Genomic DNA, 18,543 nt, shown 5'->3' with positions numbered 1-18,543 from the left:
GACTGACGCCATGCTGCCCAGCATCCGGCGGCTGGCCATCGCCAACCGCGGTGAGCCGGCGATCCGGGCCCTGACCGCCGTCCGCGAGCTCAACCGGCTCGGCGACCGCCCACCGATCACGACGGTGGTGCTGTACACCGATCCGGACGCCGACGCGTGGTTCGTCCAGGAGGCCGACGAGGCGGTGTCGCTGGGCTCGGCGACGTACACCGACCCCGGCACCGGCGAGCGCCGGTCCCGCTATCTCGACGAGCCGGCGGTGATCGACACCTTGGTGCGCGCCGGCGTGGACGCGGTCTGGGTGGGCTGGGGCTTCCTGTCCGAGCGGGCCTCCTTCGCGCAGCGCTGCGAGGAGGCGGGGATCGTGTTCGTCGGCCCGGACAGCGCGACGATCCGGATGCTCGGCGACAAGGTGGCGGCCAAGCGGGTGGCGCAGCGGGCCGGGGTGCCGGTGGTGCCGTGGAGCGACGAGCCGGTCGGCGACCCGGACGACGCCCTCGCGCGGGCCGAGCGGATCGGGTATTCGCTGGTGCTCAAGGCCTCCGCCGGCGGCGGCGGGCGGGGCATCCGGCTCGTGCACTCCGCGGCCGCCCTGCCGGCGGCGTTCGCCTCGGCGCGCGAGGAGGCACGGCAGTCGTTCGGCGATCCGACGCTGTTCCTGGAGAAGCTGGTGCCGAGCGCGCGCCACGTCGAGGTCCAGGTGATCGCCGACGGGTACGGCACCACCTGGGCGGTCGGCGTCCGCGACTGCACCCTGCAACGGCGGCACCAGAAGGTGCTCGAGGAGTCCGCCTCGACGGTGCTGGACGCCGCGGCCGAGGCCGCGATCCGCGACGCGGCGGTCCGTGTCGCTGCGGCGGCCGGTTACCGCAATGCCGGCACGGTCGAGTTCCTGGTCGATCCGGACACCGGCCGGTTCATGTTCCTGGAGGTGAACACCCGGCTGCAGGTGGAGCACCCGGTGACCGAGGCGACCACCGGGCTCGACCTGGTGAAGCTGCAGCTGCACGTGGCCGCCGGCGGCCGGCTGACCGGTGCGCCGCCGCCGGTGCGCGGCCACGCGGTCGAGGCCCGGCTGTGCGCGGAGGATCCGGAGCACGGCTTCGCGCCCGCGCCCGGCCGGCTCGCCCGCCTCACCCTGCCCACCGGGACCGGCGTCCGCGTCGACCCCGGTTTCCGCGAAGGCGACCGGATCCCGCCCGACTTCGACTCGATGATCGCGAAGATCGTGGCGTGGGGCCAGGACCGTACGGAGGCGCTGTCCCGGCTGCGACGCGCCCTGGACGACACCACGGTGGTGATCGAGGGCGGCACCACGAACCGGTCGTTCCTGCTCGGCGTGCTGGCCCGGCCCGAGGTGCACGCCGGCCGGTTCGACAACCACTGGCTGGACCGGCTGACCGCCGACGGCGCGCACCTGCCCGACCCGGATCCGGTGGCGCTGCTGGCGGCCGCCGTGACGTCGTACGACCTCGACCAGGCCGCGGAACAGGCCGCGTTCCACGCGCGGGCCCGGCGCGGCGGTGCGGAGCCCACGCCCGAGGTGGGACACCGCTGCCGGCTGCGCTATCGGGGTCAGCACTACGACCTGCAGGTGTACCGCACCGGGCGGCGCACGTACCGGATCACCAGCGCGACCGGCGCCGCCGACCTGACGGTGGAACGGCGCGACGGCCACCAGCTCCGGGTGCGCGTCGGCGACCGGCCGCACCGGATCGTCGCGGTGGTCGAGGGCGCCACGATCCGGCTGGACGTCGACGGCCGGTCCCATGTGGTCTCGCGCGACGACGGCGGCGTCGTCCGCAGCCCCGGTCCGGCGTTCGTGGTGTCGGTGCTGGTCGCGCCGGGCGACGCGGTGAGCGTGGGGCAGCCGCTCGCAGTGCTCGAGAGCATGAAGATGGAGTCGACGATCACCGCCCCGCTCGACGGCGTCGTCGTGTCGGTCGAGACCGCCGAGAACGTGCAGGTGGACGCGGGGGCGCCGGTGGTGCGGATCCGGCCGGACGGCACCCGTACGACCGCCGCCGGGACGCGGGTGGAGCTCGCCGGGCTGGTCGTCGTCCCGCCGCCGGGCACCCCGCCGTGCGACCGGGTCTACGCGGCCCTGCGCGGCTACCTGCTGGGCTACGACCTCGACCCGGCCTCCGTACGGGCGATGATCACCCGCCAGCGCCGCCTCGGTGAGACCGCCCCGCCCGCCGACCCGGGACTGCTGCGCTGCGAGAACAGCCTGCTGGACCTGTACGCCGACGTGGGCTCGCTGTACCGGCCGCGGGGCCCGGTCGACCCCGACGACGCCTCCACCGAGGGCAGCGCCCAGGAATACCTGCTGTCGTACCTGCAGTGGCTGGACGCCGACCGGGCCGGGCTGCCCGACGAGTACCGCCGCCGGCTGGAACGCGCGCTGCGCCGGTACGACGTCGCCGGCCTCGACCGCACCCCCGAGCTGGAGGAGGCGGTCGTGTGGATGTCGCGCTCGTTCCGCAGGGTCGGTGAGCTGGCGCCGGTGATCGTGAGCATCCTTGAGCGGCGGCTACGGCACCACGGCGACCTGGCCCGCCACGCCGACGCGGGCACCCGCGCGCGTCTCGACCGGCTCGCCGCCGCGGCGCAGTTCCACCATCCCGTCATCGCCGACCTGGCCCGCGACGTGCGCTACCACTACCTCGACGAGCCGCTGCTCGACGACGTGGTGGCCCAGGAGTACGCCCGCGTGGAGGCCGACCTCGACGCGCTCGCCGCCGGGGCGTCGCCCGATCGGATCGACCGGCTCGTCGGCTGCCCGCAACCGCTGCGCGGCACGCTCCTGCGCCGCTGGCGGGGCACCTCCGACCCGGCCGTGCGGCGCCTGCTGCTCGAGGTCTACACCCGCCGCTTCTACCGGATCCGGACGCTGTCCGGGCTGCACCTCGCCGAGGTCGACGGCTGGCTGCTGGGCTGCGCGGACTACGAGGTGACCGGCGGCGGGAGGCATCTGGTGACGGCGTACGCGCCGGTGACCGAGCTGCCCCGGCTGGCCCGCGCGGTGGCCGCGCACCTGCGGACGGCCGGCGCCGGGCGCGAGGTGGTGGTCGACGTGGCCACCTGGCGGCACGGCGAGCCGATCGACACCGAGGCGGTCGCGGAGGAGCTCGGCAAGCTGCTGCCGGACTGCGACTTCGGCCGGCCACCGCGCCGCCTCGACGTCACCGTGACCATGGTGGACGGTCTGGCGCCCGAGCGGTTCCGCACCCATCACCTCACCTACCGCCCGCGCGACGGCGAGTTCACCGAGGACCGGCTCTACCGCAACCTGCACCCGATGCTCGCCAAGCGGCTCGACCTGTGGCGGCTGGGGAACTTCCGGCTCGAACGGCTGCGGTCGGCCGAGGACGTGTACCTGTTCCACGGGGTCGCGCACGACAACCCGAAGGACCATCGGCTCTTCGCCCTGGCCGAGGTGCGTGACCTGCGGCCCGCCCGGGACGCGGGAGGCGCGCTGCGGTACCCGAGCCTGGAGCTGATGGGGCTGCGCGCGCTGTCCGGCATCCGGGAGGCGCTCACCGGATTCCCGGCGGCGGACCTGCCCGCGGCCAACCGGATCGTGATCTACGTCCGGCCGCCGTGGGACCTCACCCCGGACGCGTGGACGGAGCTGGTCAATTCGCTGGCGCCGCTGGCGATCGGGGCGGGCCTGGAGAAGGTGGTGCTGCGGGTACGCCGGCCCGACGGCAGCGACTCGGTGCTGCACGTGGAGGGCTGGGGCACCGGGGTGACCGTGCGCGAGCGGCCGCCGGGGCAGGAGCCGATCCGGCCGCTGACGCCGTACCGGCAGAAGGTGCTGCGGGCGCGGCGGTTCGGGGCGCCCTACCCGTACGAGATCGTCCGGCTGCTCACGCCGCCACCCGGCGCCGTCGCGCGGTTCCCGGTCGGCCGGTTCACCGAGTACGACCTCGACGAGCGCGGCGACCTCGCCGAGGTGTCCCGCCCGTACGGCCTGAACACCGCGAACATCGTGGTCGGCGTGCTGAGCAACGACACCGTGACGGTGCCCGGGGGAATGGCCCGGGTGGCGCTGCTCGGCGACCCGACCCGCGGGCTGGGCAACCTCGCCGAGCCTGAGTGCCGGCGGGTGATCGCGGCCCTCGACCTGGCCGAGCGGTTGCGGGTGCCGGTGGAGTGGTTCGCCCTGTCGTCCGGCGCCAGGATCGCGATGGACAGCGGCACGGAGAACATGGACTGGATCGCCGCGGTGCTGCGCCGGCTGATCGAGTTCACCCAGGCCGGCGGGGAGGTGAACGTCATCGTCACCGGCATCAACGTCGGTGCCCAGCCGTACTGGAACGCCGAGGCGACGATGCTCATGCACACCCGTGGGATCCTGGTGATGACGCCGTCGAGCGCGATGGTGCTGACCGGCAAGCAGGCGCTGGACTTCTCCGGCGGGGTCTCGGCCGAGGACAACTTCGGCATCGGCGGCTTCGACCGCATCATGGGCCCGAACGGGCAGGCGCAGTACTGGGCCGCCACGCTGGCCGACGCCTGCGAGATCCTGCTGCGCCACTACGAGCACACGTACGTCGTGCCCGGGGAGACCTGTCCCCGCCGGCATCCCACCGCCGACCCGGTGGACCGCGACGTCCGCGGCGCCCCGCACGCCGCCGTGCCCGGCACCGACCTGACGTCGGTGGGCGACGTGTTCTCCGCCGAGCGCAACGCCGATCGCAAGAAGCCGTTCGACATGCGCTCGGTGATGCGGGCCGTCACCGACACCGACGCGGTGCCGCTGGAGCGGTGGGCGTACTGGCGCGGCGCGGAGATCGCGATCGTCTGGGACGCGCGGATCGGCGGCATCCCGGTCTGTCTGCTGGGGATCGAGTCGCACACGGTGACCCGGCGCGGGTTCGTGCCGGCCGGCGGGCCGTCGGCGTGGACGTCGGGCACCCTGTTCCCCCAGTCGTCGCGCAAACTGGCCCGGGCCGTGAACGCCGCCAGCGGCAACCGGCCACTGGTGGTGCTGGCCAACCTGTCCGGCTTCGACGGCTCGCCGGAGTCGATGCGGCGCTGGCAGCTCGAGTACGGCGCCGAGATCGGCCGGGCGATGACCAACTTCCGCGGCCCGATCGTGTTCGTGGTGATCTCCCGCTACCACGGTGGCGCGTTCGTGGTGTTCTCCAAGGCGCTCAACGAACGGCTGGAGATGGTCGCCGTGGAGGGTTCGTACGCGTCGGTGATCGGCGGCGCCCCGGCCGCGGCCACGGTCTTCGCCCGCGAGGTGACCGCCCGGACCCAGCGCGACCCCCGGGTCCGCGAGGCGGCCGAGAAGCTGCGCGCCGCCGCGGATCCGGCCGCGGGAGCGTTGCGGGCCCGCCTGGCCGAGATCACCGCGACGGTACGGTCGGCGAAGCTGGGCGAGGTGGCCGACGAGTTCGACCGCATCCACACGGTACAGCGCGCGATGGCCGTGGGCTCGGTGGACCGCATCATCAGCGCCGATCGGCTCCGGCCGGATCTCGTGGCCGCCCTGGAGCGGGGAATTCTGCGGTCAGCGGGGTGACAGCCAGGAGTGCTGCGGCGCCGCGGTGGCCAGGACGTCCCGCTGATCGAGGCAGATCGGCGCGACGTCCGGCTCCGCGGTCACGACGGTGAACACGAACGCGCCCTCCCGGCGCCACCAGCCGGTCATCGGGGAGCCCTCGGTCACGCGTACGGTCAGCGCACCCCAACCGTCCGCTCCGGACGCGCCGGCGGTGACCTCGACGCTGCGGGTGTCACGCCGCAGCCCGGTCCGGAGCACTTTGAGCGCGCTCTCCTTCGCCGACCAGATCAGGTTGGCGGCGGCATCGCTGCCGGCGGCGAAGCGCTGCTCCGCTCCGGTCAGGAAGTCCCGGACGAACGCCGGGCTGCGCGGCTCCACCAGTTCCAGGTCGCACCCGACGCCCCGGCCCACGACGCAGACCGCCCACCCGGCCCGGTCGGCGACCGACACGTCGAACCCCGCCGCCACCCCGTCGATCAGCACGTACGGCGCACCGTCCGGCGCGTTGAGCACCTGCACCCCGGCCAGCGCGGCCGGCTCGGCGGAGCGTCCGGTGACGGCGGCCGCCGCGTGCTTGGCGGCCAGCCGGCGCAGCAGGTATTCGGTGCGCCGCTTCGGATAGGCCAGCGCGGCGGCGCGGGCCGCCTCGGCGGGCGACAGCCACCGCTGTCCGTCCGGCAGGGACGCCTCGCCGCGGGCCAGCCACCGCGTCACGGCGGCGGTTCCGTCGCCGCGAGCAACGCGCACAGCTCCTCATGCACCGCCGGATGGTTGAGCAGGTCGAAGTGGTGCAGGCCGCCGAGGTGGCGGCCGGTGGCCGAGCCCGGCGGCAACCGGCGCGGATGGCCGGCGGCGACGGCGCTGCGGTACGGCACGATCAGGTCACCGAGGACGGTGGCGAGCGGATTGTCGTGCTCCCGGGTGACGGTGGCGCCGATGAAGTAGTGATCGGCGTGCGGCAGGACCGGTTCCTCGGTGCAGCAGTCGCTCGGCAGCGCCTCCGGGTCGACGTCGCGCCAGTCCTCCTCCACCAGCGCGCCGTAGCCGAGGTCGTGGACCCCGGCGCTGCGCCCGCCCAGCAGCCGGCCGATGGGGCGGCTCTCGGGGAACCGGGCCAGCAGCCACGCGGTGGTGTGCACGCCCCGGGCGAGCGGCGCGCCGAGATGGGGCGTGCCCAGGCAGACGACGTGGCGCACCGCCGGCACCCACCCGTGCCCGGCGGCGGTGCCCTGCCGGCCGGCGCTGCGGATCACGAGCCCGCCCATCGAGTGGCCGACGAGGGTGATCTGCTCCACGGGAACCGGCCAGTGGGCGACCAGGTCCTCGAGCAGGGCGGCCAGCGCCAGCCCGTTGTCGGACACGTGCAGGCCGCTGTTGTAGCGCACGTACACGGGGGTGCAGGCGAGGTCGCGCTCCAGCCGGGAGCCGAGCGTGGTGCTGCGCGTCCCGTGGTGCCGTTCGGCGGCCAGCGACCAGTACTCCTCGGTCTCGCAGAGGCCGTGCACGAACAGCGCGATACGCGGGCTCGCCGCGGGGAAGGCCGCCCGCAGCGCCTCGGTGGTGGGCGGGACGTCCGCGGCGCCGGACCGGATCGTCATGGGGGTCGCCAGCTCCGGGTGCCGGCCGCTGACCGTGTCGCCCCACAATCCGTTGATCACGCCGAGGGCGATCCGGCCGGCCCGATGCCCCGACAGCGGCGCCTGCTCGGGGCGCCAGCCGTGGCCGACCGCGACGCCGATCAGCCGCGGCACCACGGCGTGGGCGCCGAGCACGGTCGCGTACACGCTCTCGGAGATGAGGCCGTGCACCGCGCGGATCGGCCGCGCGGCCGGTCCCCCGGCGGCGAACGCCCGGTCGGCGATGGCCCGGTGGGTGTCCCGGACGACGCCGACCGCGCCGGCGAGCGCGTCGCCGACCATCCTCCCGGCCGCCCGGATCTCCGCGTCGCCGCTCATCGCAAGCTCCCGTCCGCCGCAGGGTTCACCGTCAGCGTGCGGTGTCCCGGACCGCCGCGCAAGGTGCGCCGGGTGTCACATGCCGGCCAGGGCCAGCACCTCGCTCAGGCCCTCGCGCATGCACTCCACCAGTTCCCCCGGGTCGGGCACGACGGAGCCGTCGATGGTCAGCCCCACGCAGCACGTGCCGGCGTGCGGGGCCATCGCCGCCATCACGGCGACCCCGGGCAGCGGCCCGAACGGGTACGTGCGCTCCACCTTCGCGCCGGCCAGGTACGTCTCACAGGGCGCCCCCGGGAACGTCGACGCGGCGACGTCGGCGGCCACCGGGAGCCGGCCGACCGTGGCGCGTACCGCGGACGGCACCCGGTTGAGCACCGGAAGGAGCACGGACGTGCTGCCCAGCGCCGGTTCGACCCGCAACGACAGCACGGCGCCGCGGATCTCGGCGATCCGTTCCGCGGCGTCCTCGACACCGACCGGCGCGGCGAACGTCGCGCCGGCCCACTCGTTGCCGCCCATCGGGTCGTCCGACCGGTGCAGGGTGACCGGCATCGTCATCGAGATCTCGTCCAGATCGATGCCGTGCCGTGCGTGGTAGCGGCGCATCCCGCCGAGCAGCGCGGCGATGTAGGCGTCGTTGAGCGAACCGCCGGCCACCTCCGCCGCGGCGCCGAGGCCGGCCAGGTCACACTCCATGACGCCGAACCGCCACGATTTCCCGGTCCGGCCCCGGAACAACGGCGAGCCGGGCACGGACCACGGCGCCACGGTGCGACGCAGCGAGCTGACGAACCGCAGCGCGCTGCCGGCCGCCGACTCCGGATGGGCCAGCGCGTGCGCCGCGGCGGTGACGATCTTCCCGGCCGCCGACGGCAGGGCCAGCGCCTGCTCGGCGAGCTCGTCGGCCGCCAGCCGCCCGGCGTCCGGGGGTGGCTCGGGCGGGCGCGGCGGTGCCACGGGCTTGTCGTCGGTGTGTTCGCGGCGCCGGCTCTGCAGCAGCGACACGAGCTGCACGCCGCCCGGGCCGTCGGTGAGCGTGTGGTGCAGCTTCAGGAAGTACGCGGCCCGGCCGTCCGGCAACCCCTCGATGAGGGTGCCCTCCCACAGCGGGCGGGTACGGTCGAACGGCGTCATCGCCGCGCTCTGGGCGTACGCCAGCACCTCGGCCGTCCCGCCGGGCGCCGGCAGGCGTACCCGGCGCAGGTGATAGTCCAGGTCGAACGCGCGATCGGGCACCCAGGCCGGCGGCCCGACCGGCACCGCGGGCTCGAGCACCCGCTGACGCATCCGGGGCACCAGCTCGGTCGCCCACTCGTGCGCCGCGTGCAACCTGTCCCAGTCCGGCGCCGTGTCCAGCATCATCAGCACCGAGATGGTCGACGACCGCCGTGGATGGCGCTCGCTGCGCCACAGGTAGCTCTCCAGCTCGTTCATCCGGTCCTCGGCGTGCCACTCACCGGCCTGCTCCCAGGCCTGCTCGCTGGCCTCGACCGGGTCGGCCGCGGGCCGGTCCGTCCGCTTCGTGGTCACCATGCCTCCCCGCTCACCTCGTGCCCGGGCGTGACGCGCAGCAGCCCGCGGTACGTCTCCTCGACCGGCTGCCGGTGGTTGAGCACCGCGTCCACCTCCCGCGCGATCGGCATCTCGACGCCGCGCTCGGCGGCGAGACGCACCACCGCCGCGGTGGTCCGTACGCCCTCCGCCACCTGGTTCATCGACGCGATGATCTCCTCGAGCGGCTTGCCGCGCCCGAGCTCGACGCCCACGAACCGGTTGCGGCTGTGCGGGCTGATGCAGGTCACGACGAGGTCGCCCATGCCGGCGAGCCCGGCGAGCGTCTCGGCCCGTCCCCCCATCGCCACGCCGAGCCGGGTCAGTTCGTGCAGCGACCGGGTGATCACCATCGCCCGGGTGTTGTCGCCCGCGCCCAGCCCGTCGCCGAACCCGACCGCGATCGCGAACACGTTCTTGAGGGCTCCGGCGATCTCCACCCCGATGACGTCCTCGCTGGTGTAGACGCGGTAACGGGAGGTGTGCACCAGGCCCTGCAGCGCCTGCGCGGTGCGGTGGTCGGGCATGGCCAGAGTCGCCGCCGCGGAGTAGCCCTGCACGACCTCCCGGGCGATGTTGGGGCCGGAGAGCACCCCGGCCGGATGCCCGGGCAGCACCTCGCCGATCACCTCGGTCATCCGCAGCAGCGAGCCCTGCTCCAGCCCTTTGACCAGGCTGACCACCGGAATGAACGGGCGGACGTACTCGACGACCTGCTTGAGCACGCCCCGCAGGTACTGCGACGGCACCCCCGCGACCAGGACGTCGGCGTCCTCGACCGCCTCGGCCAGATCCGCGGTCGCGCGCAGGCCCGGGGCGAGGTCGAAGGCGGCGAGATACCGCGGATTGCGATGGGTCTCGTTGACCGCCTTCGCGATCTCCGGGTCCCGCACCCACAGCAGCGTCCTGGTCTTGCGGGCGGCGATGGACGCGACCGTCGTCCCCCACGTCCCGCCGCCGAGGACGGTGAGCTGGGGCTTGCGGGCGGTCATCGCTGCGCCACCGGGTGCGGCCAGTCCGCCAGCGTGTCGGCGAAGCGCTGCCGCACCTCGTCGATCCGCCGGTCCAGGTCCTCGACCGTCCAGTCGCCGGTGCCGATCGGCTCCAGCACCGCCACGTCGACCGTGCCGGGGTTGACGACCAGCGAGCGCCGCCAGGCCAGCTCGCCGGTGTTGCGCAGCACGATCGGCACGATCGGCACACCGGCCTGCATGGCGATGTGGAACGCGCCCTTCTTGAACCGGCCCAGCGTCGGCGTCGGCATCCGGGTGCCCTCGGGCATCACGAGGATCGAGGTTCCGGCCCGCAGCCTCCTCACGACCTCGTCGAGGGACTCCTTGGCCTTCTCCAGGGTGCCGCGGTCGATCCACGCCGGGTCGAGCACCGCCGAGATGACCAGCATCCGCGGATCGAAGCGGGCCTCCTTCTTGGCCACGGCGGTGAAGTCGCGCCGCAGCAGCGCGCCGAGCACGAGGGCGTCCAGGGTGCTCTGGTGGTTGGCGATGAACACCGCCGGTCGGGTGCCGAGGTTCTCCTCGCCGATCACGTCGAGGTGCACGCCGGCGAGGGCGAGCCCGGTCCGGGCGGCGAGTCCGATGCTCGCGTTCGCGCCGCCGCGGCGGTCGCCCCTGAGCCACCCGTACGCCGCCCCGGCCGCCAGGCTGAGGTTCACGCCCGCCACCGCACCGAGGGTGCCGGCGTACGCGCGCAGCCCCGCCGACTTCGGCTCGCGCAGCATCAGGACGGGCCAGCCGTACTCGTCGGCGGCCTTGCGCAGCAGGGGGTGCGGGTTCGACGCGTACGGCCGGCCCACGGAACCGAGGAACGCGATGTCCTCCGAGCCGTTGGCGTAGCCGTAGCTGCGGGTGAGATCGACGCCGTGGGTGCGGGCGAAGGCCCGTGCCGCGCCGGCCTTGCGCTCGCCCCACAGCATGCCCGTGGTGCTGCGCCCGGTGAGGATGCCGTCCTCCTCCTCCAGCTCGGTGCAGACGATGTGCGGGATGCCCAGGTCGCGGGCCACCGGCTCGATCTGCACCCGGGTCGCGGAGGACGCCACGACGACGGTGTGGCCGCGGCGCAGATGCGCCCGTACGACGTCGCGGGCCTCCGGCCGGATGGTCCCGGCGATCCGCTGCACGAACAGCCGTTCGCCGATCTCCGTCACCGATTCCACGGTCCGCCCGCGCAGCGCGGCGAAGCTGATCTCGCCGATGGTGTGCGGGTTGCCGCCCAGCACGGTGCCGTCCACCGCGGCGACGATGGTGCGGGCCAGCTCCAGGGCGCCGATCTCACCCCGGCGGATACGTTCCTGGTAGACGGCGTTGGCCGTGTAGCCGTGCACCAGCGTGCCGTCGAAGTCGAAGAAGGCGCCGATCTCCGGCCCGGCGGGTCCGCTGAGGACGGTCTCGACGACGTCGGCGGCGGTGACGCTCATGGCCGGCCCCGCTGGGCCAGCTGCGCGATCACGGAGACCCGGCGGACGGTCTCGCGCATCTCCTCCAGGAAGGCCTGGCGGAGTTTCGCCGTGTCCGGCGCACCGGGGCGGATCAGATCGCGGTGCTTGGCCAGCCGCAGCGCCGGCTTGAACAGCTCCAGCGACACCGACTCCTCGCTGGCGATCTGTTTCTGCAGCGCCCATTGCCGGCCCACGCGCAGGCACTCGCCGAGGAAGCGGGACTCGTCGAACGGCTCGTCGTCGTCCTCCCAGGCGGCCAGCCGGTCGGCCACGACGTGGTACGCGTCCAGGAACGGCCGCAGCACGAGATGGGCGACCAGCGGCTCGATGCTCGTCAGCCACCGCTTCGCGTCGGCGGCGGTGAAGTCGTGGAAGCCGTCGCCCTGCGCGGGATCGGCGATGGCGAGCTCGGCGGCCATCTCGGCCGCGAACTCCGAGCGGGGCGGGAAGAAGAAGTCGAACTTGAGCAGCTCGCGCAGGCGCAGGGTCTCCCGGTTGGCGGCCTGCAGCCCGTTCTCGCCGTCCTCCATCGCGGCCACCAGCCCCAGCTCGCCGATCGCACGGTCCACCAGCATGTGCACGGCCGTGTTGCGGTAGAACGCGGCGACCAGATGCCGGCCCGGGCCGATCCACCAGATCGTCTCGGTGCCGCCGTCGAAGCTGGTCAGCACCCCACCCCGGACAAGATCATCGAGGGTACGCCGGATGGTGGCCCGATCGGTGAGGTCGGCCGCCCCGGCCACCGGCCGGCCGCGGTCCCGGATGTAGCGGGCGAGCGGGGCGACAGTGGCCAGCACCTCGTCCAGAGTCAGCGCCCGGTCGGCGGCGAGCAGCGCGAGGCACACGACGGCCGTCGTGGTCACCGGCGTGGCGCGGTTGATCCGGCGGCACGTCTCCAGCGCGATGCGCTCCACCACGCGCCCCTGGGTGCGGTCGTCGCCCCGCAGCTCGGCCAGCCGCTCGCGCAGCGGAAGGGGCTCGCCGAACTGCAGATACACCCGGCCGAAGCGTTCGCGCTGCGAGCGTCCGAAGTTCCACAGCCAGCGCAGGTCCTCCGGGCGCTTGCTGATGCCGCGGGCCTCGTCGGTCATCATCTGCACCTCGTGCAGCTGCTCGTACACGATCGAGACCGGGACGATCAGCGCCTGCGAGCCGGTCGCCGTGTCCAGCGCGTCGATCATGTAGCGCAGCACGCCGTACGTCGGCGGCCGCAGCTTGCCGGTGCGCGTCCGGCCGCCCTCGATGGACCAGCACAGGTTGCGCCGGTTCCGGATCATCTGCGCGATGTACGCCCGCAGCACGAACCGGTACACCGGCAGATCCGTGGTGGAGCGCCGTACGTACACGAAGCCCGACCGGCGCAGCAGATGGTTGAACGGGAACACGTCGAGGTTGGCCCCGGCCAGCACGAACGCGGGCGTGATGCCGTTGCTCGACACAGCGGCGGGCACCGTGACGCCGTCCAGGTAGGAGCGGTGCGAGAACGGGAACAGCAGCGACTGCTTGCGGTCGAGCGCGCGCAGCTGCCGCGTCTGCTCGGGGTCGACGACCAGGTCGTGGGCCCGCGACAGCCAATGGGCGAACCGCGCCCAGTCCTTCGGGGCCCGCCCGGTGTGCGTGGCGCCGATCTCGCGCAGATACCCGGCCGCCTCCGCACGCACTTCCGGCGCCGGGCGGCCGAGCGACCGGGACAGCTCGGCGAGCCGCGTCGTGAAGGCCTCGTCGGCCAGCAGCTCCGCCACCTCCGGGGTGTCCGTCGGCAGCGGGCCCGTGGGTTCCTCGAGCAGGCCGGCGCGCTGCAACGTCCGGCGAGCGCCGACCCGGTCCAGCGAGTTCAGGATCGACGGATGGTCCGTGATGTCCGCGTTCATCGCCACCTCGCAGGTGCGCGCAGTGAGGGTATGAGGCCAGTCTTTCCGCGAAACGGCGGGCGGCTCAACGGCCGAAGGGCCCGGACGGCACGGCCGTCCGGCACGCGCCCGCGCGAGCCCGGCGCATCGGCCGCGGCACAGTGCCCGGCGGTTCACCCGCACCGGATGAGGTACGCCCGCACCGGCCCGGGATGTCATCGCGGCAACGACTCGGCGGCCCGGGTGTGACCAGGCGAGGAGCCACAGTGCTGACGATGGGCGTGGAAGAAGAGTTCCTGCTGCTGGCGGACGACGGTTCGGTGAGACCGGTCGGGGCGGCCGTGGTCGCGGCCGCCCGGCTGCCCGGGCAGGTGAAGCCCGAGTACATGAGGTATCAGGTCGAGACCGCGTCGGCGGTGTGCACCCGCGTCGAGGATCTGCGCCGCGATCTCGTCCGGCTCCGGGTGGCCGTGGCCGAAGCGGCGGATCGGGCCGGCGCTCGGCTGATCGCGGTGGGGGCGGCGCCGCTCGCGGCGGGTCCCCGGCAAGCCCTGAGCGGCGACGAACGCTATCGGGAGCTCGCCCGCCGATACCCGGGTCCCACCGCGCCCGGAGCGACCTGCGCGTGTCAGGTGCACGTCGGGATAGCGGACCGGGAGGTCGCCGTGGCCGTCCTCGGCCGCCTCCGTCCCTGGCTCCCGGCGCTGCTCGCGCTGACCGTGAACTCGCCGTACGCGGGCGGGGTCGACACCGGCTGGGCGAGCATCCGCTACCGGCTGCAACGCCGGTGGCCCACGTTCCGTCCACCGGGCGTGTGGGCCGATGCCCAACGGTACGACAGCGTGGTCGCGTCCCTGGTCACCTCGGGCGCGGCCCTGGACCCCGCGGCGGTGTACTTCCTCGCCCGGCTCTCCTCCCGGTACCCGACGATCGAGGTCCGGGTGGCGGACACCTGCCTCGAGGTGGACGACACCGTCGTCTACGCGGCGACCGTACGGGCGCTGGTGGCGGGTCTCGTCGACGACGTGCGTCGCGGGGTGCCCGCCAGGCCGGTGCCGGGCCGGCTGATCAACGCTCGGCTGCTGGCCGCCGCGCGCGGCACCGGTCCGGCCGTGGGTGACCTGATGGCGAAGGTCGAGCCGTACCTGGCGGGCTCGGATGCCGGCGTGGTCCGTGACGGCCTGCAGCGGATGCTCCACCTGGGCACCGGCGCCGAACGTCAGCGCCGCATGCGGGCGCTTCCGGGCGATCCGCGGCGCTTCGTCCGGTTGCTGGCCGAAGCGACCGTCCCGGTGGCGACCGTAAGCTGAGCGACCGCCGGCGGCCGGTCACCGGCCCCGGCCGGGGCAACGAGTGGCGTCACGGCACGATCGGGTGGAACCGGCCCAGCTCGTCGTCGCCCTTCTGGATGACGCCGTAGCTGGACTCGGGCATCGGCTGCCACGCCCCCTCCAGGTCGCCGAGGGGTTCGGAGACGACCAGCCGGGTCTCGTCGGAGAGCCCCAGCAGCACCTCGTTGCCGGGGTGCAGCGCCTGCAGCGCCGAGATGGCGGTGCTGAAGAACAGGGACCGGCTCTGCCCCTTGCTGGCGTACCGGAAGCACCACACCCGCTCGCCGTCCGTGGTGGCGACGGTCATCTGCATCGGCGCCGGCACTTCGTGCGCCGCCGCGACCGACTCCACGAACCCGACCATCCGTTCGACCGCCACGACCGGTGATGCGGCGAGGCCCAGCGACAGCGCCAGGTAGAACATCACCTCGGAGTCGGTGGAGCCGGCCATGTGCGGGAACAGCTCCGGGTCGACGGCCAGGACCAGGTCGCGTTTCAGCAGGTCGAAGCCGGCGATGGCGCCGTTGTGCACCCACAGCCAGTTGCGGTGCCGGAAGGGATGGCAGTTGGTCTGCTGCACCGCCGTGCCCGTGCTGGCCCGGATGTGCGCCAGGAACAGCCGGGACGAGGTGCAGCGGGCGATCTCGCGCAGGTTGCCGTCGCTCCACGCCGGGCCGACGCCCCGGAACAACGCCGGCTCCGGTGAGCCGTCCGGGCCGTACCAGCCGACGCCGAACCCGTCGCCGTTGGTGGTCTCCACGCCGAGCCGGGCGTGCATGCTCTGGTCGATCAGCGAGTGGCGCGGCTTGTAGAGCAGCTCCTCCAGCTTGATCGGCGTACCGGTGTAGGCCAGCCAGCGGCACATGGTGGCTCCTTCCTACGGTCGAGACGCCGGCCTCACGTGGATGCTCTGGGCGCCGGCTCGCGGACGAGGGCGTGGAACATGCCGAGCCGGTACAGCGACTCCAACCGGCGCACGGTGAACGGATGGGACCGCGGCAGCTGGGCCAGGCCGACCCAGAACCCGTGCAGTGACTGTCCCTGCCGGACCAGCTCGTCCACGTCGACGTCCCGCTCGGTGTGCCGGCCGGAGGCCAGCAGCACCAGCCCGGTCGCGCCCAGCGGCGACAGCTGCGCACCGATCCGGTCGCAGGAGTACTCCCGCAGCCGGGACAGGGTCGGCCCGAGCAGCGGGATGCGCTCGGAGTACGCCACGCTCAGCTGGTACCACAGGGACACGTGGTGCAGCCGGATGTGGCCGAGCTCGTGACCCAGGATGAAACGCAGCCCGTCGCGGTTGTTGTCGAAGAGGTGCGCGAAGAGCTCGTTGGACAGCACGACGTAGTCGTAGCCGGTGGCCTGGGCGGCGAAGGCGTTCAGCGAGCCGTTGCCGTTGGCCAGGTAGATCTGCGGGCGCCGCCGCAGGCCCAGGCGCTGCGCGAACTCGTCCGCCGTCCGGTACAGGCTGTCGAACTGCCGTGGCGACAGTTGCACCGCGGTGCCGCGTACCGAGGCCCGCTGCATCTCGCGCCACACGATCAGACCGGGCAGCAGCAGGAGCAGGCCGACGAGCGCGGACCGGATGGCGACCGCCCACCCCGACTCCCGCACCTCGTCCGGCAGGTACGGCAGCGCGACGGCGGCCTGCACGATCGCGATCACGATCAGCGCGTTCAGCACCACCATGAACGTGAAGAACGGCAGCTCGGCCGGGTGTCGCTGCGGCCGCGAACCGGTGCGCTGCCGGGGTGAGCTGGCCACGGCGGCCTCCTCTCAGATCATGAGTACGCCGGTCATCGTCATGCCGGTCCATGCCGGTCGCCTCATCCCGGTGGAGTGAGTACGGCCACCGGACGCAGCTCCTGCATCCAGCACCGCAACCGCCGGTGCACCGCGTCCGCGCCGATCAGCCCTTCGCCGGCCGGCCAGCCGGCGGGATGGATCAGCAGCGCCCGGTCCTGCCAGCCGCCCATCCCGCCGTGACAGCCGATCAGCTCCTCGAAGGCGGCGACCTCGCCGGTCTCCGGCCACACCGCGCTGTTCACCACGATGTCGCCCACGTGCTCGAGACCGTCGTAGCGGCGCAGATCGTCGGCGGCGTACGGCCCGAATCCCGCGAGCGGGTCCTCGCCCTCGACGCGACCCCGTTCGAGCAGGTTGCGGCCCGCCCGGCCCAGCACGACGGGCCCGTACCGGCGGGATCGGACCAGCACCCAGCCGATTCCGGGGTGCTCGATCAAGCCGGTGAGCAGCGCCGGATACCGTTCCTCGATCTGCTCCACGGGCACGCGCCCCGGCAGCGCGGTGAGGTAGAGCAACGCCAGGTTGCCCGAGGCCGCGACGACGATGTCCGCGCCCGAGGCGGCCGGCGAACCGTCCGGCGCCGGTGACCCGGACCGGGGCAGCAGGCCCGCACCCAGGGTCCGGGCCCGGCCCTTCTGCTCGTCGTCCCCGTCCGCCGCCACCGCGTCCTGGCCGGTGCCCGCGGTGCAGCGCCGCACCAGCTCCTCGAGGCGCAGCCCGTAGCGCCGGCTGAAGGTGGCGCCCTGGCTCTGGCCGTGGTCGGAGAGCACCACGAACTCGTACGGGCGCGGAGCCGAGCCCGCCACCTCCTCGAGGATGCCCAGCGCCGCGTCGATTCCCTCCAGCGCGGCCAGCGCCTCGGGCCGGGCCGGGCCGGCGTGGTGCGCGATCTCGTCGTAGTCGACGAAGTCGCAGTAGACGGCGGGCGCCCCTCGCATGATCTGTTCCGCGACGACAGCGAGGTTGAGCTGCCGCAGCAGCACGTTGGTGAGCCCGCGCAGCAGCACGTACGGCCCGGTGCGGGAGATCCGCGGCTCGACGCGGCGCAGGCGCTGCCGCCGCGCCTGGTGCAGCTCCTTGACGATCTCGCCGACGGTGAGCACCAGGGACCGGGTCAGGCCGAACGGATCGAGCAGGTAGGCGGCGAGGTAGCGGGGCGGGCCTCCGGCACCGGGACGGGCCCCGGCCGTGCTCATGGTCAGCACGCTGGTGGGCGCGTCACCGGAGAAGACGTTGCTGACACTCACGCCACCGTCGGCGAGCAGGCCGTGCGCATCCGAGAGGCGCGACTCGACCAGGGCACTGTCGCGGGGGCGGTTGGTCACCACGAGCCGGCCGCTGTCCTTCTCGTACCAGCGAAAGGCCGGTATCCGGTCGCTGGCGCCGTGCAACAGGCCGGCCTGGCTGGCCGGCGTCGTCGCCGGGAGCCGGGCGTGCCATTCGGTGAGGCGGTGGCTCCCCGAGCGCAACCATCGGCCGAGCGTCGGCATGGCGCCGGCCTGGATCGACCAGCGCGCCAGCGGCGCCGAGAGCCCGTCGATCTGGATCATGACGACGCCGGGCACGTCGCTGGGTGGTGCGCTCCGGCGGAACCGGCGGTTGACGCGCAGCAGGTGCCGCGTCACCACCCCCGGCTGTCCTGCCGTCACCGCCCAGAGACCGATGCTGGTCAGGGCCGCGTACAGCCACGCGGCCCAGAAGGCGTCCCAGAAGCCGTCGGCCCGGATACCGGGTGTCACGGTGAGCGCCGCGGCCAGCAGCAGCGCCTCACCGACGAGCCATCCGGCGCATACGCCCAGCCAGCCGATCCGTGTGAGCAGCATGACGAGCAACGGACGCAGAGCCGCACCCAGCAGGCCCAGCACGACAGCCGCGGCGAGCACCGCCCAGGCGGAGTCGGCCGAGATCCCCGGGAGCGCGGCGACCGTGAGACCCAGAGCGGCCCAGCCCAGCAGGACCACGCAACCCACCGTGGCGAACAGCGACGCCGGCCTCCGTGCTGCCATGTCGGTCGTCCCTTCCCGGCCGCCGCATCAGCCGCGCGGCCAGTGTGGCCGGGTCACCGCGACGCCACCCC

Annotated in this window: 11 protein-coding genes; 2 read left to right on the top strand and 9 right to left on the bottom strand. The window is 73.7% G+C overall.

The features are described from left to right. Nucleotides 1–10: 10 nt before the first annotated feature. Complete coding sequence (locus AB0K03_RS00615) at nt 11–5,536, top strand: carboxyl transferase domain-containing protein (protein ID WP_364678416.1); 5,526 nt, start codon at nt 11–13, stop codon at nt 5,534–5,536. Here the strand turns inward: AB0K03_RS00615 and AB0K03_RS00610 are convergent. From AB0K03_RS00610 to AB0K03_RS00585, 6 genes are all read right to left on the bottom strand, one after another. After that, complete coding sequence (locus tag AB0K03_RS00610; protein WP_364678413.1) at nt 5,525–6,232, bottom strand: 4'-phosphopantetheinyl transferase superfamily protein; 708 nt, start codon at nt 6,230–6,232, stop codon at nt 5,525–5,527. The genes AB0K03_RS00615 and AB0K03_RS00610 overlap by 12 nt on opposite strands. After that, nucleotides 6,229–7,473, bottom strand: a complete 1,245-nt coding sequence (locus AB0K03_RS00605) for a hypothetical protein (RefSeq protein WP_364678411.1) — start codon at nt 7,471–7,473, stop codon at nt 6,229–6,231. The genes AB0K03_RS00610 and AB0K03_RS00605 overlap by 4 nt, the downstream gene beginning before the upstream one ends. 75 nt (nt 7,474–7,548) lie before the next feature. Next, nucleotides 7,549–9,009 carry a wax ester/triacylglycerol synthase domain-containing protein gene (locus tag AB0K03_RS00600; RefSeq protein WP_364678409.1) on the bottom strand — a complete coding sequence of 487 codons (1,461 nt, stop codon included), beginning with the start codon at nt 9,007–9,009 and terminating at the stop codon, nt 7,549–7,551. After that, a complete protein-coding gene (locus tag AB0K03_RS00595; protein WP_364678407.1) occupies nt 9,003–10,019 on the bottom strand; it encodes an NAD(P)H-dependent glycerol-3-phosphate dehydrogenase in 1,017 nt (338 codons plus the stop codon). The genes AB0K03_RS00600 and AB0K03_RS00595 overlap by 7 nt, the downstream gene beginning before the upstream one ends. Beyond that, entirely contained in the window at nt 10,016–11,461 is a 1,446-nt protein-coding gene (locus AB0K03_RS00590; RefSeq protein WP_364678404.1) for an HAD-IB family hydrolase, read from the bottom strand. The genes AB0K03_RS00595 and AB0K03_RS00590 overlap by 4 nt, the downstream gene beginning before the upstream one ends. After that, nucleotides 11,458–13,353 carry a lysophospholipid acyltransferase gene (locus AB0K03_RS00585; RefSeq protein WP_364678401.1) on the bottom strand — a complete coding sequence of 632 codons (1,896 nt, stop codon included), beginning with the start codon at nt 13,351–13,353 and terminating at the stop codon, nt 11,458–11,460. The genes AB0K03_RS00590 and AB0K03_RS00585 overlap by 4 nt, the downstream gene beginning before the upstream one ends. Nucleotides 13,354–13,607: 254 nt before the next feature. Between AB0K03_RS00585 and AB0K03_RS00580 the strand changes: the two genes are divergently transcribed. Beyond that, nucleotides 13,608–14,642, top strand: coding sequence for a YbdK family carboxylate-amine ligase (locus AB0K03_RS00580; RefSeq protein ID WP_364678398.1), 1,035 nt, complete (start codon nt 13,608–13,610; stop codon nt 14,640–14,642). Between the two features lie 49 nt (nt 14,643–14,691). Here AB0K03_RS00580 and AB0K03_RS00575 read toward each other — a convergent pair whose 3' ends face one another. From AB0K03_RS00575 to AB0K03_RS00565, 3 genes are all read right to left on the bottom strand, one after another. Beyond that, a complete protein-coding gene (locus tag AB0K03_RS00575; RefSeq protein WP_364678395.1) occupies nt 14,692–15,528 on the bottom strand; it encodes a class II glutamine amidotransferase in 837 nt (278 codons plus the stop codon). Nucleotides 15,529–15,560: 32 nt separating this feature from the next. Further along, nucleotides 15,561–16,424, bottom strand: coding sequence for a M48 family metallopeptidase (locus AB0K03_RS00570; RefSeq protein ID WP_364678392.1), 864 nt, complete (start codon nt 16,422–16,424; stop codon nt 15,561–15,563). A 62-nt stretch (nt 16,425–16,486) separates the two neighbouring features. Continuing rightward, nucleotides 16,487–18,472 carry a phage holin family protein gene (locus tag AB0K03_RS00565; RefSeq protein ID WP_364678390.1) on the bottom strand — a complete coding sequence of 662 codons (1,986 nt, stop codon included), beginning with the start codon at nt 18,470–18,472 and terminating at the stop codon, nt 16,487–16,489. Nucleotides 18,473–18,543: the final 71 nt, after the last annotated feature.

The sequence above is a fragment of the Actinoplanes sp. NPDC049316 genome (assembly GCF_040677315.1).
In the GTDB taxonomy this organism is placed as follows: domain Bacteria; phylum Actinomycetota; class Actinomycetes; order Mycobacteriales; family Micromonosporaceae; genus Actinoplanes.
Note: the sequence above shows the minus strand (reverse complement) of the source record. Positions and strands in the feature narration are given on the sequence as shown.

Excerpts from the sequence above, each read along its gene's own strand:
- AB0K03_RS00565 (WP_364678390.1), bottom strand. The coding sequence starts at position 18,472 with ATGGCAGCACGGAGGCCGGCGTCGCTGTTCGCCACGGTGGGTTGCGTG.
- AB0K03_RS00615 (WP_364678416.1), top strand. The coding sequence starts at position 11 with ATGCTGCCCAGCATCCGGCGGCTGGCCATCGCCAACCGCGGTGAGCCG.
- AB0K03_RS00605 (WP_364678411.1), bottom strand. The coding sequence starts at position 7,473 with ATGAGCGGCGACGCGGAGATCCGGGCGGCCGGGAGGATGGTCGGCGAC.
- AB0K03_RS00580 (WP_364678398.1), top strand. The coding sequence starts at position 13,608 with ATGGGCGTGGAAGAAGAGTTCCTGCTGCTGGCGGACGACGGTTCGGTG.
- AB0K03_RS00595 (WP_364678407.1), bottom strand. The coding sequence starts at position 10,019 with ATGACCGCCCGCAAGCCCCAGCTCACCGTCCTCGGCGGCGGGACGTGG.
- AB0K03_RS00575 (WP_364678395.1), bottom strand. The coding sequence starts at position 15,528 with ATGTGCCGCTGGCTGGCCTACACCGGTACGCCGATCAAGCTGGAGGAG.
- AB0K03_RS00590 (WP_364678404.1), bottom strand. The coding sequence starts at position 11,461 with ATGAGCGTCACCGCCGCCGACGTCGTCGAGACCGTCCTCAGCGGACCC.
- AB0K03_RS00585 (WP_364678401.1), bottom strand. The coding sequence starts at position 13,353 with ATGAACGCGGACATCACGGACCATCCGTCGATCCTGAACTCGCTGGAC.
- AB0K03_RS00600 (WP_364678409.1), bottom strand. The coding sequence starts at position 9,009 with ATGGTGACCACGAAGCGGACGGACCGGCCCGCGGCCGACCCGGTCGAG.